Origin of the sequence: Streptomyces sp. BJ20 (genome assembly GCF_022869105.1) — a bacterium.
Classification (GTDB): domain Bacteria; phylum Actinomycetota; class Actinomycetes; order Streptomycetales; family Streptomycetaceae; genus Streptomyces; species Streptomyces griseoincarnatus.
Genome location: NZ_CP094918.1, coordinates 2,336,175 through 2,362,654, shown reverse-complemented (window position 1 = coordinate 2,362,654; position 26,480 = coordinate 2,336,175). Strand labels below are relative to the sequence as shown.

The following is a 26,480-nucleotide window of genomic DNA, read 5'->3' as shown; positions in this document are numbered from 1 at the left end:
GAACTCGCCCATCGTGTCCCTCGTCCGCCCTCGTGTCCTGCGACTGACCGCCGACACGATCCGGATCCTGGAGCTCGGCAGCGTCGCCTACGTGCTCTTCACCTCTCACGATGGGGCCGTCATACTGACGCTGCTGTTCCTTGCGCTGCTCGTGCCCCGCGCCGCCCGGCTTCCCGCCCTGCTGGACGTGCTGCTGTGCGCCGCGCTGACCTGGGCGGCCTGGTCGTCGGTCTTCCACTGGTACCGGGTGGTCGACTGGTACGACACCGCCGTGCACTCCGTGACCCCGGGCGTCGTGGCAGCCGCCTTGCATCTGCTGCTCGCACGCGCGCGCCTGCTGCCCTCACCGCGCGACCGAACCCTGCGCCGCTCCGCCGTCCCCTTGATCACTACGGCTCTGGGCGCCACGGTCGCGTCCTTGTGGGAGATGTACGAATGGCTGGCCACGGACGTCTTCGGAGCACACCTCCGGGTCGGCTACGAGGACACCGTCGCCGACATGGCCGCAGGTGTGGCCGGATCCCTGGCAGCGGGGCTGATCCTCGCCTGGCGAAGCGCCCGCGACGGCGCTCAGGACCCTGGCAAGGGCCTATAAGGTGCTCGCGGATCCCCCGTTCAGCCTGGGTGACACGCCGCTGGATGCGCAGAACCTGCCGCGTACGCGGCCCTAGCGATGCGCTCGCCCGGCCGGCTCGACGTCGCCCTGCAGGCATGTGAGAGCGCAAGCCACGTACACGATCGCATCGGTCGTCGTTCTCCGCCCAGCGCACCCAGCCGAGGCGCACGAGAACTCGGCGCGAGCGAGTCGGGCCTGGGCACCGCCCGAACCAGGCAGCGGCAGAGCCGTTTCGCGTCCGAGTGGTGATTGTGCTGCTGGCGCACGTCACCGGTGGCAGTCCGTTCTCACGGAGGCGCCGCCCCTGCCGGGGCGTGTCCTGTCGGCAGAGGTGGCGAAGCCTCCGACCGAGGCTTCGGCGCGACGACTGCCATCATCTGCCCGCAGCGGACTTCTGGCGTTTGCCCAGTACGTCGCGGTTTGTAATATGATCTTGTGTTGATTCCGAAATGCTCCGCCCTTTTCCTTGCGCCGGTGACCGCCTCGGCTCTGGCCGGACTCTGGACCCGCATTGCTCGCGCGGATGCGTGACACGCTCCGGGTCCAGTTGTGGCCGCTTCCGACGCTGGGTGTCACACTCGCCGTCGTCGCGGGTGTGGGACTGCCTCGGCTGGACGGTCGGATCCGGCACGACATGCCGCCCTGGCTGGCCGACTACTTGTTCGGCGGTAGCGCCGACGCCGCACGCTCGGTTCTGGGGGCGATCGCCGGTTCCCTGGTCACGGTCACGGCGCTGACCTTCTCGCTCACCGTGGTGACGCTACAACTGGCGAGCAGTCAGTTCTCCCCACGGCTGCTGCGGACTTTCAGCGCGGACCGGTACGTTCAGACGACCCTGGCCCTCTTTCTCGCGACGTTCACCTACGCCCTGACCGTGCTGCGCACCGTACGCACCGGCGAGGACGGGCGGACCGGTTTCGTCCCACAGGTGTCGGTCAGCGTGGCCTTCCTGCTCACCCTGGCGAGCGTGTTCGCGCTGGTTCTGTTCCTGTCGCATCTGGCGCGTGAGATCCGGATCGAGACGATGATGAGCAGCGTCCACTCCGCCGCCGACCGCACCCTTCACCGGCTCCTCGCGAAGAGGCAGGACACCGCTGACGGGGACACCTCTGCCGAAGATCCTCCTGCCGCGCTGCCGGACCCGCCCGCGAACGCGCTGACCCTGACCGCCGGCGCCTCCGGCTTCCTCACCTCCGTGGACGAGGAGGCCCTGGTGAAGGCAGCCGTCGAAGCCGACGCGCTGGTGCTCATCGATCGCCTCCCCGGAAGCTCGCTGATCGCCGGCACACCCATGGGAGCCGCCTGGCCGCGCACCGAAGAGCCCCTCTCCCCCGCCGCACGGACGCACCTGGCCGAAGCGGTCTCCGAGGCGGTACGGACCGGCCCCGAGCGCACCGACCTCCAGGACGTCGCCTTCGGGCTCCGGCAGCTCACCGACATCGCCGCCAAAGCACTCTCCCCCGGAATCAACGACCCCACCACCGCCGTACACGCCCTGTCCCACTCCGCCGCCCTGCTGTGCGAGCTGGCGCGCCGGGACCTCGGCCCTCGGCTGCTGCGGGACGACGACGAGCAGGTGAGGGCCGTGCTGCGGCGCCCGGACCTGGGGGACCTGCTGGATCTGGCGGTGTCCCAGCCTCTGCGCTACGGCGCCGCCGAGCCCGCCGTCCTCACACGCATCGCCATGCTGCTGCGCGAGCTCTCCTGGTGCAGCGCACCCGACCAGCACCCGCCCATCGCCACCGCACTCGCCCGGCTCCGTTCCACCATCGACACCCAGAACTTCCAGGCCACCGAGCACATGCGGCTCACCGAGCTGATCGCGCTCGTCGACGAAGCCCTGGCCGGGCGATGGGCTCACGGCCACACGCGCTGACCGCACGGCCTGGCGGCGGCCGGTCACAAACATGCTTCGAGGACCGGCCGTGACTCCTCCTCCGTGGTGTTGAGGCCGCCATAGGAGCCGAGTACTTCGATACGCGGCGCCCGTGTGCCCGTCGCGGGCGTCGTGTGTTCATGAGGAGTCGATCCCTGCCGGGGCACCCCGGCTGGCCGGCGGTCGTCATCGGACGGGAGCCTTTTGACGGGGCTGGGCCGGCGGCGCTCCACCCGGTCAGGACTTGTTGCCCGGTTCGTTGCGGCGAGTCTCGAACTCCTTGTGTCCGTTCGGGCAGGAGGGGATCTTGTCCCCTTCTCGACATGGACTTTCTCGCTGCAACCGGCGCAGTGGAAGTCACCCGTCTTCTGCGCCTTCTCACCTGCCTTTGCCGTCACGGCCGGTCGCCTCCGCCTTCATGATTCATCTCCACCCGGCTCTGCGTGCCCGCTGTGGTCGCCGCCCCGGTTCCCGCCGCCTCACCGAGACCGGGTGCGACGGAGCCGTCATCCGCGACGCCGAGGGCCACCTTTGTCCAGCCGGACTCGCGCCGGTCGAAAGTCCGGTACGCGTCCAGTGCGTCCTCGGTTCCGACCCAGCGGGTGATCAGCGGCGTGGGGTCGAGACGGCCGGCGGCGACCATCGACACCAGATCGGGCACATAGCGGCGGTGGTTGCAGTTGCCCATCTTGACGGTGAGGTTCTTCATGAACGCCTCACCGAACGGGTAATGCTGCACCTGCGGCGGATAGACCCCCACGGTGCCGATCGTGCCGGCCTTCGCCACCATCTGCACCGCCCAGCGGGCCGCCAGCGACGGCGCGTCGCCAGGCACCCACGTGTCTCCGTCCGGGTTCCGCTCCGGAGCCGCCTCGTCCCGTTCGTGGTCGAACTGCTCGCCCTGACTGCGCAGGGCTTCTGCCGCCGGCCCGTGGGACGGGCGCTGGGCGTCCACGCCCACGGCGTCGATCACCCGGTCCGCGCCGATGCCGCCGGTCAGCTGCACCACGGCCTCGACCGGATCCTCGGCGTTGAAGTCGATCGTCTCGGCGTGCTGGTCGCGGGCCAGCTCCAGCCGGTCACCCACACCGTCGACGACGATGACGCGCCCGGCGCCCTGGAGACGGGCGCAGGCGATGGCGGCCTGCCCGACCGGTCCGGCCCCGACGATCGCCACGGTGTCCCCGGCGCCGATCTCAGCGAGCCGCGCCCCGAACCAGGCGGTGGGATAGATGTCGGAGAGCAGGACGGCCTGGGCGTCGTCGACGGTGTCAGGCAGCGGGACGAGGCCGACGTGGGCATACGGGATCCGGGCGTACTCGGCCTGGAGCCCGTCCAGGCCCCCGGCGGCCTGTGGACCGCCGAAGAAGACGGTACCGGCCCGCGGTCCGCCGGGGTTGGCGTTGTCGCACTGCGCGTAGTAGCCGGCGCGGCAGTAGCTGCACGTTCCGCACGCGACGGTGGACGGCACCACCACACGGTCCCCTGGCCGGAGGTTGCGCACTTGCGGCCCGACCTCCTCCACGACGCCGACCGCCTCGTGGCCGAGGATCCGGCCCTCCTGCATGCCGGGCATGGTGCCGCGGATGAAGTGGAGGTCCGTGCCGCAGATCGCGGACGCGGTGATGCGCACGATCGCGTCGTGGGCGTCTTCGATCTTCGGCTCCGGCACGTCGTCCAAGCGGATGTCTCCCAGCCCGTGCCACACGACAGCCTTCATGCGTGCCCTCCGTCCATCACGTCCGCGGCCGGCCGGCCGACGGATGGTGGTTCCACACCCGGCCACAGGGGCCGATATAGGCGATTGCTCCCGGAGTTTCCTTCCTGCCCGGCTCGAAACGGTGCCCGGCACCGGGCCACGTGGCCCCGTGGCGGAGCGCCCCGCCCGCTGCATCGAGGAGTGCGTCGCCTGCGCCCAGGCGTGTACCGCGTGCGCGGACGCCTGTCTGTCGGCACGCCTGACCGACCGCATCCTGGACGCCACCAGGTCGCGCCGCGTCCATCCCGACGGTCACTGGCAGCGTGCCGACGACGACGCCGGTCCGGAGGCGGCCCCGGACGGCCCCACGACCAGCGTCGTCCTCCGCGTCCACCAAGCATGCCGGGACCTGGGCATACTCCTCTCCGTGGCCAGCACCAGCGCGCCCGTCCGGCGGCTGCTCGAGGCCCATGCCGACACAGCCGGCACTCATCTCGTCATTCACGCTCGCGCCGATACCGCTGTCACCGCAGCCGCCCGATATGGGGATCTCTCGGAATCGCGACGTCCACGACCGGGGTGAAGAAGTCGGCGGTCGACACCACGGCCTGGGCCGGGGCGCGGACCTGGACATCTTCATCACCTACGCACGCCGCCCGGACCTGCGCGACCAGGACGGCCGGCCGCCGGCAGAGTGGCAGGACTTCTCGCACCGGCTGCGTGAGGCGGGGCATCAGCCGTATTTGTCGGAGGCGCTGATGTGCCCCGGGTGGCGGCCGGTCCGCTCGCTCGGTTGACCCAACAGAGGGAACCAGGCGGCTTGCGGGCGTGAGCGGTGGCTGGAAAGCACCGATGCCGAACAGACTGGGAGCCACGTCTGCGCTCGTCGCCCGAGAACGGGGTACCCCGGCGGCGCCAGTCCCCTTCGGCCTCTGGAGGCCCCGCCATGACGTTCAATCCGCTGGAGCAGCGGGGTATCCCGCTGGACCGCCAGTTGCGCAACTGGCGTGAGCTGAACGTGGATCCGATCGACCCGGACCACTGCGACCCGTACACCCGCTGCCGGATCATCACGATGAACGGGATCGAGGTGGAGGCGATCCTCTTCAGCCACCAGCTCGCCCGGCACACGGTCGATCCGGAGGTCAAGCGGCAGCTGGCGCGGGTGCGCTACATCGAGGCGCAGCAGCAGAAGGTGGTGAACTGGTTGCTCCCGGGCGTCTCCTCCGTGCTGGAGACGACGATCGCGTACGAGCAGGTCGCGGTGGACCTGACGGCGTGGGTGGCTCGGATGGAGCCGGACCCGTACCTGAAGCAGGCGTACCAGTTCGGCGTGCTGGAGGACTTCGACCACCTGTACCGGTACGCGAACCTGTACGAGATGATCGAGCACCGCAAGGCGGAGTCGATCGTCGACGGCCTGACCGAGGTCATGCCCGGCAGGCCCACCAGGCTCCACCACCGCAATCCGGTCGACAACGTCCGCGACCCGTACGCCAAGGACGAGACGAACCCGCTGTCGAAGCTCCACGCGCTGACGATCATGTCGGCGGAGCAGCAGACCATGAACTTCTACATGAACACCGGCCCCACCTACATGGAGCCGATCGCCCGCCAGCTCTACCAGGAGATCGGGCTGATCGAGGAGGAGCACGTCACCCACTACGAGTCCCTCGTGGACCCGGGCGAGACGTGGTGGGAGCAGCTCGTCAACCACGAGTACAACGAGTGCTACCTCTACCACTCCTTCATGGAGCAGGAGAGCGACCCCAGGGTGAAGGCGATCTGGGAGCTGCACCTGAACATGGAGCTGGAACACCTGCATGTCGCGTGCGACCTGATGCGCCGCCACGACGGCCGCGACCCCGCCTCCGTGCTCGCCCCCGAGCTGCCCAACGTGCTCACCTTCGAGCCGAACAAGGGCTATCTGCGCGAGCTGCTCGACACCCAGATGGACCTCACGACACTGGGCGCCGGCTACGTGCGTGAGGCGCACGAACGGTTCGAGCAGATGCAGGAGCAGATCCACGGCGGTGAGGCACCGCCGAGCGACCGGGTCATGACCGAGCACGACGAGATGTTCGGCCGCGAGTACCGCGTCCAGACCGAGGGCGAGCACCCCGACCCCACGCAGCGCGAGAAGTGAGGAGGCCGGGGTGTCCGAGCTGAAGACCCCGCACGCCGGGCAGGACCAGGCCAAGGACGACGACGTCGTCGCCCTTCTGATGCGCCAGCACGGCGACATCCGCAATCTCTTCGACGAGGTCGAGGCGGCCAAGGGCGAGGAGCGCCGCGATGCCTTCCGGCGCCTGGTACGCCTGTTGGCCGTACACGAGACCGCCGAGGAAGAGGTCGTCCACCCCTTCGCACGCAAGGGGTTCCCCGGCGGCGAGCAGGTCGTGAAGGACCGCCTCGCCGAGGAGAAGGCGGCCAAGGAGACCCTGTCCGCCCTCGACGAGCTGGACACCGACGACCCGAAGTTCATGCCCCAGCTGCTCAAGCTGCGCAAGGACGTCCAGGAACACGCGCGGGCCGAGGAACGCTACGAGTTCACCCACATCCGCCGCAGCACCGACGCCGCGAACCTCGCCGCGATGGCCAAGGCGATCAAGGCCGCCGAAGCCATGGCACCCACTCGGCCCCACCCGGGCGTCGAGTCTGGGGCCAAGAACATGGCCCTCGGTCCGGTCGCCGCCCTCATGGACCGCACCAAGGACGCCGTCCGCAAAGCCATGGGCAAGTAGGCCCGGAACAGCCACGTCCCGGGCCGGGCTCATGGGCCCGGGACGCGTGGTCCGCGGCCGGCACCGACAAGGGGAGAGCGTATGAAGATCGACGAGGCCCTGGTCAGGGGGCTGCTGGACGCTCCGTCGGACGACACCGTCCTGGTGCTCCTGGAGGGCCGTGCGCAGGTGGTCGAGCAGGCTGCCCTCAACAGTGAGCAGTACCACGGAGCAGCCGTACTCATCTCCCGCGCAGAGCTCGTGGAGCGGCTTGGCACACAGTCACCCGCCGAGGGGGACGTCACACGCCTGTCGGCGTCTTTGCAGAACGCCGTCGACAAACTCGGCGCCTGACTCCACCCCGGGCCACCGCGACACACGTGCACCGCCCCGGGGGGGGACGGGCGCCTGGGCCGGCCTGACGGGTGCTGGGAGTTGTCGTCACATGTCACGCCCACATCAGCGGGGCTGCGGGGGTGTGCTTGTTGAAGGCCGGCGGACGTCCGCCACGGCTGCCGCGCCGGGACCTGTCGCGGACCTGGTCGGACCGTTCCAGGAGGTGTGCCGGATGTTGCGCCGCCGCAGCCAGCCGCGTACGGCTTTGTCCTGTAACCCTCGTCGCCGATGACGTGGTCCGGGCGGACCCGGGGCCGTCCCGGCCCCGGCCGGGGCACCCGGATCGCCTGCATCACGGCGGTGAACTGCGTGCAGCCGTTGGCGTTCCCGCCGGTGACGGCGAAGGCGAGCGGTCGCCCCACAGCGTCGCAGGGCAGATGGATTCTGCTGGTCAGGCCGCCTCTGGACCGGCCGAGTCCCGGGGCGCGGAGCCTTCCTTCCGCGCTCCGGCTGCCTGCTGGTGGGCATCGCGGCCCACTCGGTTGGGTAGTTGGGGCGGACCTCCGCGACCATGCGCACCGCACGCTCACGAAGCTCGGCAGGGTAAGGGGACGGAGGGGCCGTGACTCGATCCTCTCAGGGAAGTCCGTCGCCGGCCGCAGGTCACTTCCTGGCCCCTCGCCATGCATGCGGGCACCCAGGGAGTCAAACGGGCGTCACGGCCGACAGTCCGCCCTTTCAACCCGGTCGCTCCAGCCTTCGCCAACACCCTGCTCGACGCGACCGGCACCCTCCTCGGCCAACTCCCGCTCGAGCGCGACCGGGTGCGGCTGGTCGTGGGAGACGCGGGCCTGACGGATCGGCAGGTGGGCGACTCGTGGTGGAACGCTCCCTGTCAGCCGACCTGCTGCACCTGGATCGCGTTGCTCACCCGACCGGTCCCGGCTGCAAGGACGTCCAGGTGGACACCGAGCACGATGCCGGAACCCGCCAAGAGTTCGTGGACGGAAGAAGTACGCGTCAACTGGCCCGAAGACCGACCGCCAGCGTCAGTTCAAGGACCCGGTGTGGCGATGCGAGATCCGGAAACAGCTCCCGCAGCTGCGCCATCCGGTACCGGACGGTCTGGGGATGGACGAACAACGCCGCCGCCACCTCGTCCCGCCTGCCCTGGTGCAGCAGCCACTCCCGCAACGTCTCCTCCAGCCGCCGTGCGGTCGCGACAGGCAAGGTCCTGAGCGGTGCGAGGGCTCGGGCACGCAGGTCTGCGTACGCGTCCACGTCGGCGCTCAGCACCAGCTCGGGCAGGTGGTCCTCCGTGTCGCGGATATCGGAGGAGAGGGAGCGCGCGCGTACGGCTCGTGCGTACGAGGCGGACGCACGGGTCCATGGCCGGGCCGGGCCGACCACGGCGGTGCGGTCGGTCAGCTGCCGCAGGAGATGTGATCGGTCGGCATCGGGGACGAGCAGCACACCGGTGGCGTCCGGCAGATCGTCGAGGACGAGGGTGCCCGGGTCGAGCGTGCGGTAGGCAGGCCGGGCCTGGGCTGCGGGCAGCAGGACCGCGGTCAGCGAAACCGGAGGCTGCCACCCGGCACGCTGAGCAGAGGCCAGCAGTACGTCCGGGCTCGCGCCGGCGAGAAGGTCGCGGGCCAGGTGTTCCAGGTGGAGCTCGTGGGCCCTGCCCCGGGCAGCCAGTTCGTCGGCGTGGCCCGCGGCGCTCGCGGCGGAGAGCTCGTCGATGTAGGCGAAGGTCAGCTCGGCGAACTTGGCGACCTCCGCGGCGGGCAGACCTGCGGGTACGGCACCCGCTGCCAGGCATCGCCAGGCCACGCGGGCGCCGACGCGGTAGGCGCTGAGCAGGGCGTCCATGGAACGGCCGTCGCGCACCTCGCCGCGGCCCAGCTCGTAGGCCGCGTCACCGCCGTCGCCGCCCGTGGCGTTCCCGCTCGCGAGGTCCAGGTAGTGCCCCAGGGCGGTGCGGACGGCCCGGCGGATGGTGGCGCCCATATGGCCCGACAGAGCGTTGGCATAGGGAGGGACCTCGTCGATGATCGCCTGAACGACCTCGTCGGCGGTGGTCTTCAGCGCGGCCCTCAGTGCGGTGACCGTCGCCTCGTCCAGGGCCAGTTCGCTGGCCCTCCTGATTGCATAGCTCATACTTTTGTTCCCTGCGAACAAATCAGCCGACCAGATTCACGTCCTGCGGTCAGGACTTTACGCCTCGCGGCGCAGCAAGCTGGAACCATGACGAGTGCAGCCCTCCGCAGCAGGGCGTGGAAACTGCTGGAGATGGTCACGACGCCGCTGCTGCCGTCGGACTACCTCGACCTGGTCAGCCCCCTACGTGCGGGCGCTGACCTGCGTGGGCGCATCGAGGCCGTGCGCCCCGAGACGGGTGACGCCGCGACCCTCGTGATCAGGCCGGGACGTGGCTGGCGCGGCCACACGGCCGGTCAGTACGTGCGGATCGGGGTCGACGTCGACGGCGTGCGCCTGTGGCGTGCCTACTCCCTCACCTCGCCGACGAACCGTCAGGACGGCCGCGTCACGATCACCGTGAAGGCGATCCCGGACGGCAAGGTCAGCAACCACCTGGTCCGCAGGGTGCAACCGGGCACGTTGATCCAGCTCGACCAGGCGACCGGTGATTTCGTGCTGCCGCGGGCCAAGCCCGCCAAGGTGCTCTACCTGACGGCGGGAAGCGGCATCACACCCGTGATGGGCATGCTGCGCGACACCGAGTTCGACGACGTCGTCATGGTCCATTGCGCGCCACAGCCGCAAGACGTGATCTTCCGCAAAGAACTGCACGACCTGGTCGCGGCCAAGAAGCTGCGGCTCACCGAGGTGCACACCGCCACGGACGGCATGCTCGACATCGCCCGTCTCGACGAACTCGTGCCCGACTGGGCCGAGCGCGAGACCTGGGCTTGCGGGCCCGCGGGCCTGCTCGACGCCGCCGAAGAGCACTGGACCGGGCACGGCGTCCAAGAGCGCCTGCACACCGAACGCTTCCGCCCCGGCATCGTCGTCGCCGGCGACGGCGGCGAGGTCACGTTCAGCGCCACCGGCAAGACCGTCGACGCGGACGGCGCCACTCCGTTGCTGGACGTAGGCGAGGAGGCCGGCGTGCTCATGCCCTCCGGGTGCCGCATGGGCATCTGCTTCGGCTGCGTCTCGCCGCTCAAGACGGGTGCCGTCCGCGACCTGCGCACCGGCGAGGTCACCGAGGCCGAGCCGGGCGTCCTCATCCAGACCTGCGTGTCCGCCGCGGCGGGCCCCTGCGACATCGAACGATAGGAACACCTTGAACGCAATCGACCCCACCGCCCACCTGACCGCGGAGCAGATCGAGGAACTCGGCCGCGAGCTGGACGCGATCCGCGACGAGGTGATCGCCGGCCGTGGCGAGAAGGACGCCGCCTACATCCGTAAGGTCATCGCCGCCCAGCGCAAGCTGGAGCTGGTCAGCAGGGGCGTGCTGCTGTTCTCGATGTTCCCGCCCGCGTGGCTGATCGGCACCGCCGGTCTGTCCGTGGCGAAGATCATGGACAACATGGAGATCGGCCACAACATCCTGCACGGCCAGTGGGACTGGATGCGGGACCCGAAGATCCACTCCACCACCTGGGAGTGGGACCACGTCTCACCGGCCGACCAGTGGAAGCACTCGCACAACGAGCTGCACCACACGTACACCAACGTGATCGGCAAGGACAACGACCTCGGCTACGGCATCATGCGCGTCGACGAGGACCAGAAGTGGCACCCGTTCCACCTGGGCCAGCCCCTGTGGAACTTCATCAACGCCTGCTTCTTCGAGTACGGCATCGCGGCGTACGACCTGGAGCTCGGCAAGAACCTGCACAAGCGCCGCCGCAAGAACCCGGAGTTCCGCGCGCGGGCCAAGGCCGTGGGCCGCAAGATCCGCAAGCAGGTGCTCAAGGACTACGTGATCCACCCGCTGCTGTCGGGCCCGTCGTTCCTCCCCACGCTCGCCGCCACGTTCACCGCGAACCTGGTCCGCAACATCTGGTCCCACTCGGTGATCATGTGCGGACACTTCCCGGAGGGCGTACAGGTCTTCGAGCGCCGGTCGATCAAGGACGAGACGCGCGGCCAGTGGTACCTGCGCCAGATGATGGGCTCGGCGAACATCAGCGGCAGCAAGGCCATGCACTTCATGACCGGCAACCTGTCGCACCAGATCGAGCACCACCTGTTCCCCGACCTGCCGAGCAACCGGTACGCCGAGGTCGCGGTGAAGGTGCGCGCCCTGTTCGAGAAGTACGAGCTGGAGTACGTCACAGGGCCACTGCCCAAGCAGGTGTTCTCCGCGTGGCGCAAGGTCTTCCGGCTCTCGCTGCCGAACAGGAAGCCCGAGGTCGGAGCGCCGGACCGCGAGCAGGAGCTCGTCGCCGCCTGATTGTCACGAGCGCCTGGCTCACGGCCCCGAGGTCGGGTTGCTCAGGCGTCGATGATGACGGGGATGATGAGGGGCTTGCGGCGATGGGTGCGGAACGCCCAGTTCGCCACGGCGCGGGCCACGAGCTGTTCGAGCTGACGCGCGTCCCCGACTCCTTCCTCGGCAGCGGTGGCCAGCGTCTTCTCGATGACGGGGATGACCGGCTCGAAGGTAGCGTCGTCGTGGACGAAGCCCCGGGCCAGGAAGTCGGGGGCCTCGGCGAGGGCGCCGGTGTCCGCGTCGACGATCGCCACCACCGTGACCACGCCTTCGGCGGCGAGGGTGAGACGGTCCTTGAGGGACGCCTCGGTGGCACCGCCGACCTCCATGCCGTCCACGTAGACGTTGCCTGCGGGAACCTTGCCGGTGACGGACGCGCGCCCGTCGACCAGGTCGACGACGACGCCGTCCTCGGCGATGACCACCCGGTCGGGGTCCACACCGGTGCGGATGGCGAGGTCGCCGTTGGCCCGCAGGTGACGCCATTCACCGTGCACGGGCATGACGTTGCGGGGCTTGACGATGTTGTAGCAGTAGACGAGTTCGCCGGCGCTGGCATGCCCGGAGACGTGCACCTTGGCGTTGCCCTTGTGGACCACGTGGGCACCCCACCGGGTGAGTCCGTTGATCACCCGGTAGATGGCGTTCTCGTTGCCGGGGATGAGGGAGCTCGCGAGCAGGACGGTGTCGTCCTTGCCGATGCGGATCATGTGGTCCCGGTTGGCCATCCGGGACAGCGCGGCCATCGGTTCGCCCTGGGAGCCGGTGCACACCAGAGCGATCTTGTGATCCGGGAGCTTCTCCAGCTCCTTCGTGCTCACGACCAGACCGGAGGGGACCTTCAGATAGCCGAGGTCACGGGCGATGCCCATGTTGCGGACCATCGACCGGCCGACGAAGGCGACCTTGCGGCCGTGCTGGTGGGCGGCGTCCAGGACCTGCTGGATGCGGTGCACATGGCTGGCGAAACTGGAGACGATGACCCGGCGCGGCGCGGTGCGCATCACCTGCTCGATCGCCGGGTTCAACTCACGCTCGGAAGTGGTGAAGCCGGGCACCTCGGCGTTGGTGGAGTCGGTGAGGAACAGGTCCACGCCCTCCTCGCCGAGACGGGCGAAGGCACGCAGATCGGTGATGCGGTCGTCGAGAGGGAACTGGTCCATCTTGAAGTCGCCGGTGTGCAGCACCATCCCGGCCCGGGTACGGATCGCGACCGCGAGGCTGTCGGGGATGGAGTGGTTGACCGCCACGAACTCGCAGTCGAAGGGCCCGAAGCCGCGCCGGTCGCTCTCCCGCACCCGCACCGTGCGCGGCCGGATGCCGTGCTCCTTGAGCTTGGCCTCCAGGAACGCCAGCGTCAGCTTGGAGCCGACGACCGGGATGTCCCGCCGCTCGCGCAGCAGGTACGGCACGCCGCCGATGTGGTCCTCGTGGCCATGGGTGAGGACCACGGCCACGATGTCGTCCAGCCGGTCCCGGATCGAGGTGAAGTCCGGCAGGATCACGTCCACGCCGGGCTGGGTCTCCTCGGGGAACAGCACCCCGCAGTCGACGATGAGCAGCTTGCCCGCGTGCTCGAAGACGGTCATGTTGCGGCCGATCTCACCCAGGCCGCCCAGGGCGACGACCCGCAGCCCTCCTTCGGGAAGGGGTGGGGCGGCTTTCAGTTCGGGGTGTGGATGACTCATACCCTGACGGTACCCGGAGAGCGGGAAAGGTGATCCATTACCTCCTCCCGACAGGGTCGGGGCACCACAACGGGTGTCCGGGGACGATGGTGGGCTCCAGTCGGTGGCGGGCCGGGAGCGTCGTCCGTGTCTTCGTGCCGGCGTCCGGTCAGGCTGAGGTCCTCGACTGCGGCTCGGGGCCTTGTGTGCGCATTTGCTCGTTGATGCGCTGTGCTTCTTCGAGTTGGTCTTCGAGGACGATGATGCGGCAGGCAGCTTCGATGGGGGTGCCCTGGTCAACGAGTTCGCGGGCACGGGCAGCGATGCGCAACTGGTAGCGGGAGTAGCGGCGGTGGCCGCCTTCGGAGCGCAAGGGGGTGATCAGGCGGTGGTCGCCGAGGGCGCGGAGGAAGGCGGGGGTGGTGCCGAGCATGTCGGCGGCCCGGCCCATGGTGTAGGCGGGGTAGTCGTCGTCGTCGAGAGGGGTGACGGCGCGGGAACTGCCAGGGGGCATAGACCTCTTCTTTCGGGGGACGCGTCGGGGGGTCCGGGCGCCGTACCGGCACCCGGACCCCGAGCTTTCAACACCATCTACCGGCGCACTGCGCCGGCCTTGTATGTCCGCAGGGGCCGCCCGGGAGGGCGGGGCTGCGGGGATCGCGGATGCGTGACCGGGGACCACCTTCCAATCCGGGGCCTGCGGTACCCGGGCGGACTGCTTCCTCGCCCGGGCGATCCTGATGGCGTCTCGCTCCTTACCTTCGGCTACTCGGTGATACTGCTGGATACCGCGGGTACTGCTCACGACCCTCCTGGGCCGTGTCCTGCTCGACCTGCCGGCACGGCAGTTCGTGTCCGCCGTGCCCACTTCGACTTTTTGGGTACGACAAGACAGTAACCCTGCGACGAGCCAATGTCTACTGTCGTCACGACAGGTTTTCTCCATCGTCAGCGTCTGGAGTTCTTCCGCGAGGACACTCGGAAGAGTGCTGTCCCGGGTTGCTTCCCGGCTCGGCGACCGCGTGCCGGGCCTGGAGGCACACGCCCGATCCGGGTGGGGTGACGGCGCATGACCGCCATGCGGACCGGCCTCTACATAGGTGCAGCCGTTGGCGCTGATTGATCATGGCCCTGAGTTGAGGGCTGCCGCCGCCCCCGGGCCGCCGAGGTCCGCGCAGACACCTGCGGCAGGTTCCGGCGCCCGGGGACGCTCACAGCAGGCGGCCGACCGGATCTCCGCCCGGGCCGTCGGCCAGCACGATGGCGGCCCTGACTCGCTCGCCCACCGGCTCGCGGCGCACCTCGAAGCTCTGGCACACGGCCATGACGATCCCCAGGCCGTGCTGCCCGACCCGGCCCGGACCCACGGGGCAGGCCGCGGGCTGTACAACCCGGCAAGATCGCTGCCCGGAGCCCCAGGCTGCGGGACTTCCTCCAGGACCACGTGACCCGACGGCGGGGCCCGGAGCAGATCTGCCACGCTCCACGGGCACGCCTCTCTGACCAGCCGGAGATGCACGTGGTCGACGAGACGGTCTACCAGGCACTTCACGACCAAGGCAGCGGGGAACTGCGGCGCGAGCCGACCCGGACCCTGCGGACCGGACGCGCCACCGAACTCAGCAGCCACCCACGCGGAACGCTCGACTGGGAGACCCCAGCCGAGCGTCCGTCCACACTGCTCGCGGCTTGATCAACTCACCGCAGTGTTGCTACGACCCCTGGAATTCACCCACGCCGGTGGGGCGTCCTGCTCTGTTCGGCTCACACCTGTCCATACGTCAGGCGGACAGGGGAGCGCCGAGCGTTGCGGAAGCCGGCCCGTACGGGTCGGCCGGGGGCGCGGATGCGGCGGCAGGGCGGGGGCGACAGGTGAAGCCGAGTTGGGTCATGGCCCTGAGGACTTCGCCGGTGCTGAAATCACGCCGGTCCTGGCGGGTGACGACCTGGCCGACCTGCTTGGCGGGGTAGTGGCGTCGTCCGATGATGACGGACTCACCGGTGACCGGCTCAGGTGTGACGCCCTTCATCGATTCCAACACGCCGCTCTTGGTCAGGTCGAACGGGAAGCGGGCGATGACACAGCGCATGATGCCTCCAGGGAGAAGAGAAGACGGGCCCGGGTGGGGTGACGGCGGTTCAGCGAGAGAGGGCGAGGACACCCAGAGCGTTGCCGTGTCCGTAGGCCACGGGCGGGGCCCCGAGCCGGCGGCGGCGCACCGCACGCTCGGCTTCGGCCCTCGCGGGCGGCGGCGAGGCGAAGGGCCCGATGACGTCGGCGATGTCACGCAGGCGGATCCGGTCCGTGTATCCGGAGCCGTCACGAACGGCCGTGAGCCCGGCCCGGGTGACCAGGCCGGTGCGCATACCGTCCTCGTCGCAGACGAGCAGCTGACCTGTACGGGCGGCGGCCATCACGGACAGTGCCACCTCCACGGTCATGTCCTCCCAGACCTGCGGTCCGGCTGCGTCCGCAGGATCGGCCGCCGTCTGCACGGCGTCGGTACGTGTTGAGCGGAACTGCGTCCGGTCCAGCGTCAAAGGGTGCCTCCTGCGAAGTTGGGCGGGCTTCATGACACGACAGTTCTATGCAGCCGCACCGGCGGTGGACTGCCCTACGGGCCGGCGGCGGGCCGCCGAGACGGGGCGGCGTCGCCCGCGTGGGGTGGCACCGCGCTTCTTCGGGCGTTCGACCACCGGTGCGGTGACGACGATCGGGATGCCGGAGGGGGCCTGGGCGCCGGTGATGCGGTGCAGGGCCTCTTCGCCGACGCGGACCTGGGTGGTCTGCGGGACGATGCCGGCCGCTGCCATGAGGCGGGTCATGCCGCGGCGCTGGTCGGGGGTGACCAGGGTGACGACGCTGCCGGACTCTCCTGCGCGGGCGGTACGGCCGCCGCGGTGGAGGTAGTCCTTGTGGTCGGTCGGCGGGTCGACGTTGACGACGAGGTCGAGGTTGTCGACGTGGATGCCGCGCGCCGCGACGTTGGTCGCTACCAGCACGTTGACGTGTCCGGTCTTGAACTGTGCCAGCGTGCGGGTGCGCTGTGGCTGTGACTTCCCGCCGTGCAGGGCGGCGGCCCGGACCCCGCTGTTCAGAAGGTGTTCGGTGAGGCCGTCGACGGCGTGCTTGGTGTCGAGGAACATGATCACGCGGCCGTCGCGTGCGGCGATGTGGGTGGTTGCCGTGTGCTTGTCGGCGCCGTGAATGTGGAGCACGTGGTGCTCCATCGTCGTGACCGCGCCGGCCGAGGGGTCGACGGAGTGCACGACCGGGTCGCTGAGGTAGCGGCGCACGAGCAGGTCGACGTTGCGGTCGAGAGTGGCGGAGAACAGCATGCGCTGGCCTTCGGGGCGGACCTGGTCGAGGAGGGCGGTGACCTGCGGCATGAAACCCATGTCGGCCATCTGGTCGGCCTCGTCGAGGACGGTGACGGAGACCTGGTTCAGTCGGCAGTCACCGCGGTCGATGAGGTCTTTGAGACGTCCCGGCGTGGCGACGACGATCTCGGCGCCGGCGCGCAGCGCGCTCGCCTGTCGGCCGATCGGCATTCCGCCCACCACCGTGGCCAGCCGCAGCCTCACGGAGCGGGCGTACGGGGCGAGGGCGTCGGTGACCTGCTGCGCCAGCTCACGCGTCGGTACGAGGATCAGCCCCAGCGGCTGCCTGGCCTCGGCGCGCCGCCCGGCCGTACGGGCCAGCAGCGCCAGCCCGAAGGCGAGGGTCTTGCCGGAGCCGGTGCGGCCACGGCCCAGTACGTCGCGGCCGGCGAGGGAATTCGGCAGGGTCGCGGCCTGGATCGGGAAGGGTACGGTCACGCCTTGCGAGGTGAGCGCGCCCAGCAGTGCCCCGGGCATGCCGAGATCGGCGAAGCCCTCCACGGCGGGGAGCGCGGGAGTGATCGTCCTCGGCAGCGCGAACTCCCCCTGGGCCGCGGCGGGCCGGCGGCTGTAACCGCCGGAGCGGCTCGGCCCGCCGGAGCGGCTCCTGGCCGACGAACCGGATCGGCTGCCGCCCCTTCCGGATTCGGCACTGCCGTTACGGCTCCGGGTGAAACGGTCGTTCGTGCGTGTGCGGTTCATGCGGTACCTTCCTCGATGCGGCACATATCAAGGAATTCCGGCAGCGATCAGCAGCACAGAGAATTGCAAGACTGGACCGGTGGAATGCGTAAGCGAATCTGGCCGACGAAAACTCTGTGCGGGCAACAGGCGCTGGAACGAGTGATGCAAAGCGGACGCAATGTCCGGGCGTCCGCCGCGATGAAGTCATGAAGGGGTTCGTGCACCCCTGAAGGATGCCCCGTATGCGGTGAGCCTACGGGTTTCCTGGTTGTCGTCCGCAGGCGAGACCACTGCGGGAAAATGCGAGTAGCTGGGGCCCGCACCCCGAAGGACGCGGGCCCCAGCTACGACTACGCGACAGTCAGCGTCAGGCGACGACGATGTTCTCGGCCGTCGGGCCCTTCTGGCCCTGCGCGATGTCGAAGGTCACCTTCTGGCCCTCCAGCAGCTCGCGGAAGCCCTGGGCGGCAATGTTCGAGTAGTGGGCGAACACATCAGCGCCGCCACCGTCCTGCTCGATGAATCCGAAGCCCTTTTCCGCGTTGAACCACTTCACAGTACCAGCAGCCATGTCATTTCTCCTTTGGGGCAGTGCATCGGGATCCGCACTGCGCGGACCCCATGTCGCCGCGATGATCACCCCGCCGGGAAAAGACCCGATAACAAAAGTGCTTCCAGTGGCACAGGCGCCGCCCGGAGGGCACTTGAAGTTCTGGGAACCACAACTGCAACTGAGATCGACAGTAGCACGCCGAAGCGGCCTGCGTACGATGAAGAATCCACCCCCCACTTAATGCGGCAGAGAATCTGTCTGCGTGTCCCGTTGAAACCTCAGCTCGCGGGCACAGATTTTGACCCAGCCGGAGCGCAACGTTTCGGGAAGTGCTGGGGGCACGCCCAGCGTAAGGCTGCCCCCCTGATCAGCCTCGAACAAGCAGCAGGGTTCGCCCAGAAATTCGTGGACGAGGATCCACTCAACTCTCAGGTGGACCTGATCCCGTTCGAAGGGGAGGTGGCCGTGGTTGGTGGCGCCGCGTGCTTCGGCTGCCTGACACATGGCCTCTCGGTCGCCGCCGTGGTGGAGCCGGCGTGTGGTTCGACGGCCAGAGGAGCATTCGGTGGGGCTGACTCCGCAAAGAGCGGCGGAGGGAACGGAGGGGTCTCCTTGATTACAGCCGCCACGCCGACCGGCGGACGGCTTCTTGAGCTGCCCCGAGTTTCGTGGAGTCCGAACTCGATTGGTTCAGGCGGACTGCGCCGGCGAGCGCCGCCTCCAGCGCCACGGCCGGCGACCGGCGACCGGCGACCGGCGAGCCACGGTGACGGGCACGGCGTCCTGGGCCGGGACCGTGCCCGCCCGGAGAACTCCCGAGCGGGCACGGTGCTCAGCCGCCGGCGGTGCCGTGCGGGGTGCGAGTGCTGGGCGGGAGGGTGGTGCCGGTGTGGGGGGCCGGCCTGGACACCGATGGACCCACGCCCAGGGGCCCGCCGCAGCCGGAACCGGGCGGATCGAGGGCGGCCGTGCCGGCGGATGCGGCAGCTGTGCGGGAGGCCGCGGCCGCGGTGTTGTCGCTCCGGCCCTGACCCGGCGCCGTGGCGCTCACACGCGGGTCCACCTCTGATTCGCCTGGCCGTTGCAGGTCCACAGCACCAGCGGGGTTCCGTTGGCGGTGCCGGCCCCGTTGGCGTCGAGACACAGCCCGGAGTGGACGTTGCGGATCGAGCCGTCGGAACCGACGGTCCACTTCTGGTTGTTCTGGCCGTTGCAGGGCCAGGTGATGACACGGGTGCCGTTGGCGGTGCCCTGGTCGTAGGCGTCCAGGCACTTGTCGCCGTAGACGCGGATCTCGCCGCCCGCCCATGAGGTCCACAGCTGGTTGGCAGCCGTGTGGCAGTCCCAGAGCAGAGTCGCGGCACCGGCGGCCGTGGACGCCTGGTCCACGTCCACGCAGCGGCCGGAGGCGCTGCCCCGCAGGCGCGAGGTGGTGGCGGCCAGCGGGCTGCCGCCGCTCACCCGGTACACGGCGACGCCGTGCGCGGGGACGCTCGCCGAGATCTGCCCCGACGTGCCCGACGTGCCACCGGTCCACAGGTCGGTGAGGGTGAACGGCCCTCCGCCCAGACCGATCTGGGCGGCCGTCGTGGTGACCGTCGCCGCACTCCCGCCCCGGTTGAACAGCCCCACCGCGACCGAACCGTCCGCCAGGGGCTTGGCGAACACCTCGGTGTTCCCGTCGTCGCGCACCCTGCGTCCGCCCGCGCCGAGTGGATCCTGGTTCACCGCCAGCAGGCGCGGGTTGCGCAGGATCGCGCTGACGTCGGCGGACATCGTGCGGATGTCGTTGCCGGCCATCAGCGGGGCGCTCATCAGCGCCCACAGGGCGAAGTGGGAGCGGGACTCGGTCAGCGAGAGGCCGGGGCGGCCGACGACCAGCATGTCGGGGTCGTTCCAGTGCCCCGGACCGGACTGTGCGGCCAGCGGAGCATTGACGTCCAGGACGTTGCCGACGCCCATCGGGTAGCTGTTGGTGTTGCCGTTCTGCCAGATGTCGAGCAGGTCCTCGGTCGTCCGCCACAGGTCGGCGACCTCGCCCCAGTTGTACGTGGACCCGGTGATGGCGTGGAAGCTGTTGGGGTTGATGCTGTAGACGATCGGCCGGCCGGTGGCACGGAGGGCATCACGCATCAGCGTGAAGCGCGCGACCTGCTCGTCACGCGTGCCGCTCGAGGAACACCAGTCGTACTTGAGGTAGTCGACCCCCCACGAGGCGAACGTGCGGGCGTCCTGGACCTCGTGGCCCCTGCTGCCCGTGGAGCCGGGATAAGTGCCCACCGTCTGCGCGCAGGTGCGCTCGCCCGGCACCTGGTAGATGCCGAACTTCAGGCCCTTGCTGTGGATGTAGTCCCCGAGGGCCTTCATCCCGCTCGGGAACTTCGTCGGGTTGGCCCGCAGGTTGCCCTGCGCGTCGCGCTGCGGGTCGAACCAGCAGTCGTCGACCACCACGTACCGGTAGCCGGCGTCCCGCATGCCCGAGGACACCATGGCGTCGGCGGCCTGGCGGACCTGGGCCTCGGTGATCCCGCACCCGAAGCTGTTCCAGCTGTTCCACCCCAGCGGCGGGGTGAGCGCCGGACTGCCCGGCGCGGCCGTGGCGGTGGACTGGGCCGAGGCCGTCACGGACGCGGTCACCGTCAGCGCGGCGGCCGTGAGGAGGCGGAACAGTCGTCCGCGTAATCGTCTGGGCACCAGGACTCCTTCGACGGGAGGGGGAAGGAATGGTTCGAAATTTCGATCGCCGTTCGGAACTTTCGGACGCTCCACGGATACTAGAGAGACGGCCGCGACTGTCAACACCTCCCTGAGAAGCAGGAGGTGTCGCCTCTGCACCAGCCGCTTCGAACTTTTCGAAGCGGCGCACGACTCGTGCGAGAAGGGTTGACGGTGCGGGTCACCCTCCTATCATCCAGAACGCTCGACACCTCGCACCACGTTCGATATATCGAATACGTCAGGGCCACTCCGACCGATGAACTCGAGGTGAACACGTCCATGGACCTGTCATGGTCACATCACGCTCTTACCCGACGCCGCACGCTCGCGGCCGCCACCGGCCTGGCCGCCGGCGCCCTCCTCCCCACCGGGCCGGCCTTCGCGGCCGCGGCGCAGTACACGAACCCGGTGATCTGGCAGGACTTCGCGGACATCGACGTCATGCGCGTCGGCGACACCTACTACGCCTCGGCCTCGACGATGCACTACTCGCCGGGCGCGCCCGTTCTGCGGTCGTACGACCTGGTGAACTGGGAGATCGCCGGCCACGCGGTACCCGCCCTCGACTTCGGCGCCAAGTACGACCTGAACGGCGCCCGTGGCTACGTCAGGGGAATCTGGGCATCGTCACTGGCCTACCGGCCCAGCAACAGGACCTTCTACTGGCTCGGCCAGATCGACTTCGCCCGGACGTACCTCTACACCGCCACCGCGGTGGAGGGGCCGTGGAGCAGGCTGACGACGATCAGCACCCCCTACTACGACGCCGGCCTGCTCGTCGACACCGACGACACCCTCTACGTGGCGTACGGCAACACCACCATCAGCGTGGCCCAGCTCTCGCCCGACGGCCGCACCCAGGTCCGCACGCAGGAGGTGTTCAGGACACCGTCCAGCGTCGGCACCTTGGAAGGCGCCCGCTTCTACAAGATCAACGGGCAGTACTACATCTTCCTGACCCGCCCCGCGAACGGCCAGTACATCCTCAAGTCCTCGAGCGGCCCCTTCGGCCCGTACACGATGCGGCAGGTCCTCCTCGACCTGCGCGGACCGATCCCCGGCGGCGGCGTCCCCCACCAGGGCGGGCTGGTGCGGACGCAGAGCGGCGCCTGGTACTACATGGCCTTCGTCGACGCCTACCCCGGCGGCCGCATGCCCGCCCTGGCGCCGGTCACCTGGACCGCGGACGGCTGGCCCGTCGTACAGCTCGTCGACGGCGCGTGGGGCACCACGTATCCCCTTCCGGCCGTGCCCGCTCCGCCCCGTCAGGTCGCCCCCATGACCGGCGTCGACACCTTCGACGGTACGAGCCTGAAACCGCGATGGGAGTGGAATCACAACCCCGACAACACCAGGTGGTCGGTCGGCGACGGCCTGACGCTGCGAACCGCGACCGTCACCCACGACCTCTACTGGGCCCGCAACACCCTCACGCACCGCATCCAGGGCCCCACCTCCACCGCCACGGTCCAGCTCGACCACTCCGCGATGCGGGACGGCGACCGGGCCGGGCTCGCGCTGCTGCGTGACTCCTCCGCCTGGATCGGCCTCAAGCGCGACGGCGGTGCGACACGGGTGGTGACGGTCACCGGGCTGACCATGGACGGCAACTGGAACACCACCGGCACCGGCACCGAGGTCGCGAGCGCGCCCGTCTCCGGCGGCCGCGTCTGGCTGCGCGCGAACGCGGACATCCGTCCCGGCGCACCGCGCCCCGGGACCTTCTCGTACAGCACCGACGGCATCACGTTCACCCGTCTCGGACCCGCCTTCTCCATGGGCAACGACTGGCGGTTCTTCATGGGCTACCGCTTCGCCCTCTTCAACCACGCCACTCAGGCCCTCGGCGGCGCGGTCCGCGTCACGCGGTTCGAGGTGTCCACGCCCTGAACCGATCCGTCGACCGCACCGCCCGGCGCTCGCCTCGACCAGGAGAACCATGAGCCCGCCGGAACGGCTCGGTCTTCGCCGGGCATCCGTCCCCGAGCGCGCCGCCCGCGGCCGTCCTGATGACCCGGCACCGCGACCGGAGCCGGCGGACGGAGGGGCAGGCCGCGCCCGTACCCGAGCCGTCGGGCCCAACGGCGGTCGCCGCTTCCGCTGCTGGACCCCGACCGGCTCCCCGGACGCCCGGCGCCGCGTCCAGGAGCGACTCGTCCGGACCCGGGGGCCCGCCCTTCCGGACGGTGTGGAGTCAGGCGCTGGCCCGGACAGCCAGGCGAGTGGGGAGGACCAGCGGGGTGGGGTCCTGCCCGTTGACGAGCGCGACGAGCATCCGCGCCATCTCCCGTCCGAGGGCCTCCACAGGCTGATGGACGGTGGTGAGCGGCGGATCGGCGATCTGGGCGGCCATCAGGTCGTCGAAGCCGACCACGGCGACGTCGGCGGGGACCCGTCGGCCGGCCTGCCGCACGGTGCGCAGCGCTCCCGCCGCCATGTTGTCGTTGGCTGCGAACACTCCGTCCACGTCCGGGTGTCCGGCCAGCAGCGCGGCCATGGCGGCGGCTCCGCTGCGCTCCGTGAAGTCCCCCTCCAGCGGCGGGTACGGATCGAGACCGGCGCCCAGCATGGCGTCCCGGTAGCCGCGGTACCGTGCGCGCCCGGCCTCGGTGTCCAGACGCCCGCAGATCACGGCCACGCGCCTCCGGCCGAGGGAGATCAGATGCTCGGTCGCCTCGCGCGCTCCGCCGACGTTGTCCACGTCCACGTACCACCGGGGGGCCGAACCGACCGGGCGCCCGCCGAACACGACGGGCATCTGCACCTCGTCGGCCATCCGGGTCAGCGGATCGTCCTCGCGCAGCGCCATCAGCATCACACCGTCCGCGCCCCTGGACCGCATGAGCTCCTCGACCCGCTTGCGGCCCCGGTCGGAAGCGGCCAGGCACAGCATCAGATGCAGGTCGGCCTCGTCCAGGGCGGCCGACGCCCCCACGATCACCCGGGCGAAGAACGGATCGGCGAAGATCGACGGATCCTCTCCCGAGACGACCAGGGCGGCCGCTCCCGTCTGGCGGGTGGCCAGCGCGCGGGCGGTCGGATTGGGTACGTAGCCGAGTTGCCGCACGGCCCGTTCGACAGCTTCGCGCTTGGCGCGGCTGACGTGCGGGGCGTTGTTGAGGGCGCGGGAGGCCACGGAGCGGGAAACGCCGGCGCGTTCGGCCACCTCGTCGAGCGTCGGATGCCGACGCGGCACTGCTTCTGCCATGGCTCGTGAGTCTTTCACAGGCGGGGGCGCTCACGGACGCGCGAGATGGGACCGCTTCCAGTTCAGCGGCCTACAGAACCGATCTTCCCTCGCCAAGTCGAATGCTGCGCCGACTATTGACAGCCCATCAGCCCGCCCACACGATTGGGACCGCTTCCAGTGGGAGCGCTCCCAAAGCGCCACTCCTCTGAAATCGAGGTACTGTCTTGAGCCGCAGACTCCGCACCCTGATGGCAGCACTCTGTGCCCTGCCGCTCGCGTTCGCCGCCGCACCCTCCGCCCACGCGGCCGACCCCACCACCATGACCAGCGGGTTCTACGTGGACCCCGACTCCAGCGCGAAGAGGTGGGTGGCCGCCAACCCCGGCGACGGCCGGGCCGCCGCGATCAACGCCTCCATCGCCAACACCCCGATGGCCCGCTGGTTCGGCTCCTGGAGCGGAACCATCGGCACCGCCACAGGCGCCTACGTCGGGGCGGCGGACCAGCGGGACAAGCTCCCCCTCCTCGTCGCCTACAACATCTACAACCGCGACTACTGCGGAGGTCACTCCGCCGGCGGAGCCGCCTCGCCGTCCGCCTACGCCAACTGGATCGCCCAGTTCGCCGGCGGGATCGCGGGCCGCCCGGCCATCGTCATCCTCGAACCGGACTCCCTCGGGGACTACGGCTGCATGACCCAGGCCCAGATCGACGAACGCGAGGCCATGCTCACCGGTGCCCTCACCGAGTTCAACCGCCAGGCCCCCAACACCTGGGTCTACATGGACGCCGGCAACCCGCGCTGGGCCGACGCGGCGACCATGGCCCGGCGCCTCCACGAAGCCGGCCTCCGGCAGGCCCACGGCTTCTCGCTCAACGTCTCCAACTACATCACCACCGCCGAGAACACCGCCTACGGCAACGCCGTCAACAACGAACTCGCCGCCCGCTACGGCTACACCAAGCCGTTCGTCGTGGACACCAGCCGCAACGGCAACGGCACCAACGGCCAGTGGTGCAACCCCTCCGGCCGCCGCATCGGTACGCCCACCCAGAAGGGCGGAGGCGCCGAGATGCTCCTGTGGATCAAGACGCCGGGCGAGTCCGACGGCAACTGCGGTGTCGGAACCGGCTCCACGGCCGGCCAGTTCCTCCCCGAGGTCGCCTACAAGATGATCTACGGCTACTGATGCGGGAGTCCCGCCGCCCGCGCAGGCGACCGGCGGTCAGCCGGGGCGGCGGGCCACTCCTCATGCCGGAGTCGTTTCGTAGGTCCAGCGCAGCAGGGCGCCCAGGCCGCCTGTAGGAATGTCCGTGGCGTCCGCACCGTCGTCGTCCGCCGGGGGGACGACCAGGACGTCGGCGGCGGTGACGGCGGCTGCGCGCAGCAGCGCGTCGTCCGCGCGTACCACCGTCGGATCGCTCTCCCCCAGGGTCCGGGCGTCGCTCCGGCGCGCCGCTATCTGGTCGGGTCGGGCGCCCACCCATGTGTCGCGGTCCAGTTCCGGTCCGTCGGGCCGGACGAGCAGCGTGTCGATGCGGTGTTCCCGGGCCGCCTCCACCAGCGCCGGGATGCCTTCCACCGCTTCCGTGGGCCGGTCGGTGCCCACGCGGCCGGCGCGGAAACGGTCGAGCGCCTCCTCGACGCGGTGACGCATGTGCCGTCGCCGGGCCTGCTCGATGGCCTCCTCCAGAGCGGGGGAGGCGGACCCGGCGGCGCGGCCGCCGTGTTCGGTCTCCGTCGTGACCCCGCGGACCGCTTCGGAGAGCTTCTCGTGCACGGCCGGCCGCTCGCGGGGGTCACCGGCCAGGACGACCAGGTCGGCACCGGATTCCTCGTAGGCCGCGTTCAGCGCTTCGGCGATCTCACCGGCGTTGTGCTCCCAGGTGTTCTCGACCTTGAGCTGGAAGTGCCGCTCGGACCAGTCGGACGAAGCCGTACGGTGCACGGGGTGCTGCTCCCCCTCGACCTGTCCCGCGGACCGCGGACCGGCCGCCCCGCCGCGCAGCTCGAAGTCGGCGCCCGTCCGGTCGATGTACGCCACGAGGCAGACGGGGTCCTGACCCGCCAGTTCCAGCAGCGGCGTCAGCCGGGGCAGCGGGGCCCAGCAGCTGATCTGCCGCTGCGGGGGGCGGGAGAGCCGGTGGCTGAGCACCACTTCGCCCCCGGTCGCGAAGACCACACGGCCCGCCGGGTCCTCCGCGGGCCCGATCCGCAGGAGCGCGTCACGCACCGCTTCCGTGGTGGCGGCGTCGGCACCCTCCTCCTCGAGCGTCCGGCACGCTTCGCGCACGGACAGCTCACGCCGCTTGGCCCCCGACTCGTCGCTCTGGAGGGGGCCGAAGTACACGGTGGCCCACGGGCCCGGGCGGTCGAAGAGCGGTTGCAGGAAAGACAGCTGCACTTTTCCTCCTTGGGTCTCTTGCCCGCCGGGTGCCCGGAGCAGGGCGAGAGACACACGGGAACCCTGTGACGACCGTGTCCTGGACGCACCGTTGCGTGCCGGCTCCCGTCCAGGGCCGCACCTGGTGGCCAGGAGTGCCGCCCGGACGTCCCGACGGCGTGGTC

At 70.0% G+C, this 26,480-nt stretch carries 22 protein-coding genes and 2 pseudogenes; 11 read left to right on the top strand and 13 right to left on the bottom strand.

Annotated features, from left to right (window positions below):
- The first annotated feature begins 13 nt into the window (after positions 1–13).
- Positions 14–595 carry a hypothetical protein gene (locus MTR79_RS10810; RefSeq protein ID WP_244789886.1) on the top strand — a complete coding sequence of 194 codons (582 nt, stop codon included), beginning with the start codon at positions 14–16 and terminating at the stop codon, positions 593–595.
- 544 nt (positions 596–1,139) lie between these two features.
- Positions 1,140–2,492, top strand: a complete 1,353-nt coding sequence (locus MTR79_RS10805; RefSeq protein ID WP_244789884.1) for a DUF2254 domain-containing protein — start codon at positions 1,140–1,142, stop codon at positions 2,490–2,492.
- Positions 2,493–2,886: 394 nt separating this feature from the next.
- On the opposite strand, the gene MTR79_RS10800 is transcribed toward MTR79_RS10805, so the two are convergent.
- Complete coding sequence (locus MTR79_RS10800) at positions 2,887–4,212, bottom strand: zinc-dependent alcohol dehydrogenase (protein ID WP_244789882.1); 1,326 nt, start codon at positions 4,210–4,212, stop codon at positions 2,887–2,889.
- 449 nt (positions 4,213–4,661) lie between these two features.
- On the opposite strand from MTR79_RS10800, the gene MTR79_RS10795 reads away from it, so the two are divergent.
- The 4 genes from MTR79_RS10795 to MTR79_RS10780 all read left to right on the top strand — a co-directional run bounded on the left by MTR79_RS10795 (position 4,662) and on the right by MTR79_RS10780 (position 7,268).
- Positions 4,662–4,988 (top strand): hypothetical protein, encoded by a 327-nt coding sequence (locus tag MTR79_RS10795; RefSeq protein WP_244793378.1) that lies wholly within the window; start codon positions 4,662–4,664, stop codon positions 4,986–4,988.
- Positions 4,989–5,137: 149 nt separating this feature from the next.
- Positions 5,138–6,337 (top strand): hypothetical protein, encoded by a 1,200-nt coding sequence (locus MTR79_RS10790; RefSeq protein ID WP_086699246.1) that lies wholly within the window; start codon positions 5,138–5,140, stop codon positions 6,335–6,337.
- 10 nt (positions 6,338–6,347) lie between these two features.
- Positions 6,348–6,935 (top strand): hemerythrin domain-containing protein, encoded by a 588-nt coding sequence (locus tag MTR79_RS10785; RefSeq protein WP_189363545.1) that lies wholly within the window; start codon positions 6,348–6,350, stop codon positions 6,933–6,935.
- Between the two features lie 81 nt (positions 6,936–7,016).
- The gene (locus MTR79_RS10780) at positions 7,017–7,268 is read left to right on the top strand and encodes a hypothetical protein (RefSeq protein ID WP_086699243.1); all 252 of its coding nucleotides are present in this window, start codon (positions 7,017–7,019) and stop codon (positions 7,266–7,268) included.
- 347 nt (positions 7,269–7,615) lie between these two features.
- Here the strand turns inward: MTR79_RS10780 and MTR79_RS33695 are convergent.
- A pseudogene (locus MTR79_RS33695) lies at positions 7,616–7,726 on the bottom strand (IS5/IS1182 family transposase); the annotation flags it as partial.
- A 544-nt stretch (positions 7,727–8,270) separates the two neighbouring features.
- A complete protein-coding gene (locus MTR79_RS10770; RefSeq protein WP_086699241.1) occupies positions 8,271–9,410 on the bottom strand; it encodes a PucR family transcriptional regulator in 1,140 nt (379 codons plus the stop codon).
- Between the two features lie 132 nt (positions 9,411–9,542).
- Between MTR79_RS10770 and MTR79_RS10765 the strand changes: the two genes are divergently transcribed.
- On the top strand, positions 9,543–10,553 hold the full coding sequence (locus MTR79_RS10765) for a ferredoxin reductase (RefSeq protein WP_189363667.1): 1,011 nt from the start codon (positions 9,543–9,545) through the stop codon (positions 10,551–10,553).
- Positions 10,554–10,560: 7 nt separating this feature from the next.
- Complete coding sequence (locus tag MTR79_RS10760) at positions 10,561–11,679, top strand: acyl-CoA desaturase (protein WP_086699239.1); 1,119 nt, start codon at positions 10,561–10,563, stop codon at positions 11,677–11,679.
- 41 nt (positions 11,680–11,720) lie between these two features.
- On the opposite strand, the gene MTR79_RS10755 is transcribed toward MTR79_RS10760, so the two are convergent.
- From MTR79_RS10755 to MTR79_RS10745, 3 genes and pseudogenes are all read right to left on the bottom strand, one after another.
- Positions 11,721–13,406: a ribonuclease J gene (locus MTR79_RS10755; protein WP_086699237.1), complete on the bottom strand. Its 1,686-nt coding sequence runs from the start codon at positions 13,404–13,406 to the stop codon at positions 11,721–11,723.
- A gap of 148 nt (positions 13,407–13,554) precedes the next feature.
- A complete protein-coding gene (locus tag MTR79_RS10750) occupies positions 13,555–13,899 on the bottom strand; it encodes a MerR family transcriptional regulator (protein WP_086699236.1) in 345 nt (114 codons plus the stop codon).
- A 697-nt stretch (positions 13,900–14,596) separates the two neighbouring features.
- Positions 14,597–14,746: pseudogene (locus MTR79_RS10745) on the bottom strand (ATP-binding protein); the annotation flags it as partial.
- 158 nt (positions 14,747–14,904) lie between these two features.
- Here MTR79_RS10745 and MTR79_RS10740 point away from each other — a divergent pair.
- The gene (locus MTR79_RS10740; protein WP_244789880.1) at positions 14,905–15,078 is read left to right on the top strand and encodes a hypothetical protein; all 174 of its coding nucleotides are present in this window, start codon (positions 14,905–14,907) and stop codon (positions 15,076–15,078) included.
- 88 nt (positions 15,079–15,166) lie between these two features.
- On the opposite strand, the gene MTR79_RS10735 is transcribed toward MTR79_RS10740, so the two are convergent.
- The 5 genes from MTR79_RS10735 to MTR79_RS10715 all read right to left on the bottom strand — a co-directional run bounded on the left by MTR79_RS10735 (position 15,167) and on the right by MTR79_RS10715 (position 20,700).
- Complete coding sequence (locus tag MTR79_RS10735; RefSeq protein ID WP_086699234.1) at positions 15,167–15,475, bottom strand: SCO5918 family protein; 309 nt, start codon at positions 15,473–15,475, stop codon at positions 15,167–15,169.
- A gap of 49 nt (positions 15,476–15,524) precedes the next feature.
- Positions 15,525–15,926, bottom strand: coding sequence for a CBS domain-containing protein (locus MTR79_RS10730; RefSeq protein WP_086699233.1), 402 nt, complete (start codon positions 15,924–15,926; stop codon positions 15,525–15,527).
- 45 nt (positions 15,927–15,971) lie between these two features.
- Positions 15,972–17,468 carry a DEAD/DEAH box helicase gene (locus MTR79_RS10725; protein WP_244789878.1) on the bottom strand — a complete coding sequence of 499 codons (1,497 nt, stop codon included), beginning with the start codon at positions 17,466–17,468 and terminating at the stop codon, positions 15,972–15,974.
- A 349-nt stretch (positions 17,469–17,817) separates the two neighbouring features.
- A complete protein-coding gene (locus MTR79_RS10720) occupies positions 17,818–18,021 on the bottom strand; it encodes a cold-shock protein (RefSeq protein ID WP_086699230.1) in 204 nt (67 codons plus the stop codon).
- Between the two features lie 1,029 nt (positions 18,022–19,050).
- Positions 19,051–20,700, bottom strand: a complete 1,650-nt coding sequence (locus tag MTR79_RS10715) for a ricin-type beta-trefoil lectin domain protein (RefSeq protein WP_244793116.1) — start codon at positions 20,698–20,700, stop codon at positions 19,051–19,053.
- Between the two features lie 300 nt (positions 20,701–21,000).
- On the opposite strand from MTR79_RS10715, the gene MTR79_RS10710 reads away from it, so the two are divergent.
- Positions 21,001–22,611 (top strand): glycoside hydrolase 43 family protein, encoded by a 1,611-nt coding sequence (locus tag MTR79_RS10710; protein WP_244789876.1) that lies wholly within the window; start codon positions 21,001–21,003, stop codon positions 22,609–22,611.
- Positions 22,612–22,915: 304 nt separating this feature from the next.
- Here MTR79_RS10710 and MTR79_RS10705 read toward each other — a convergent pair whose 3' ends face one another.
- Positions 22,916–23,929, bottom strand: coding sequence for a LacI family DNA-binding transcriptional regulator (locus MTR79_RS10705; protein ID WP_189363534.1), 1,014 nt, complete (start codon positions 23,927–23,929; stop codon positions 22,916–22,918).
- Between the two features lie 206 nt (positions 23,930–24,135).
- Between MTR79_RS10705 and MTR79_RS10700 the strand changes: the two genes are divergently transcribed.
- Positions 24,136–25,101, top strand: a complete 966-nt coding sequence (locus tag MTR79_RS10700; protein ID WP_086699226.1) for a glycoside hydrolase family 6 protein — start codon at positions 24,136–24,138, stop codon at positions 25,099–25,101.
- Between the two features lie 60 nt (positions 25,102–25,161).
- On the opposite strand, the gene MTR79_RS10695 is transcribed toward MTR79_RS10700, so the two are convergent.
- Positions 25,162–26,316, bottom strand: a complete 1,155-nt coding sequence (locus MTR79_RS10695) for a Vms1/Ankzf1 family peptidyl-tRNA hydrolase (RefSeq protein ID WP_244789874.1) — start codon at positions 26,314–26,316, stop codon at positions 25,162–25,164.
- Positions 26,317–26,480 lie beyond the last annotated feature (164 nt).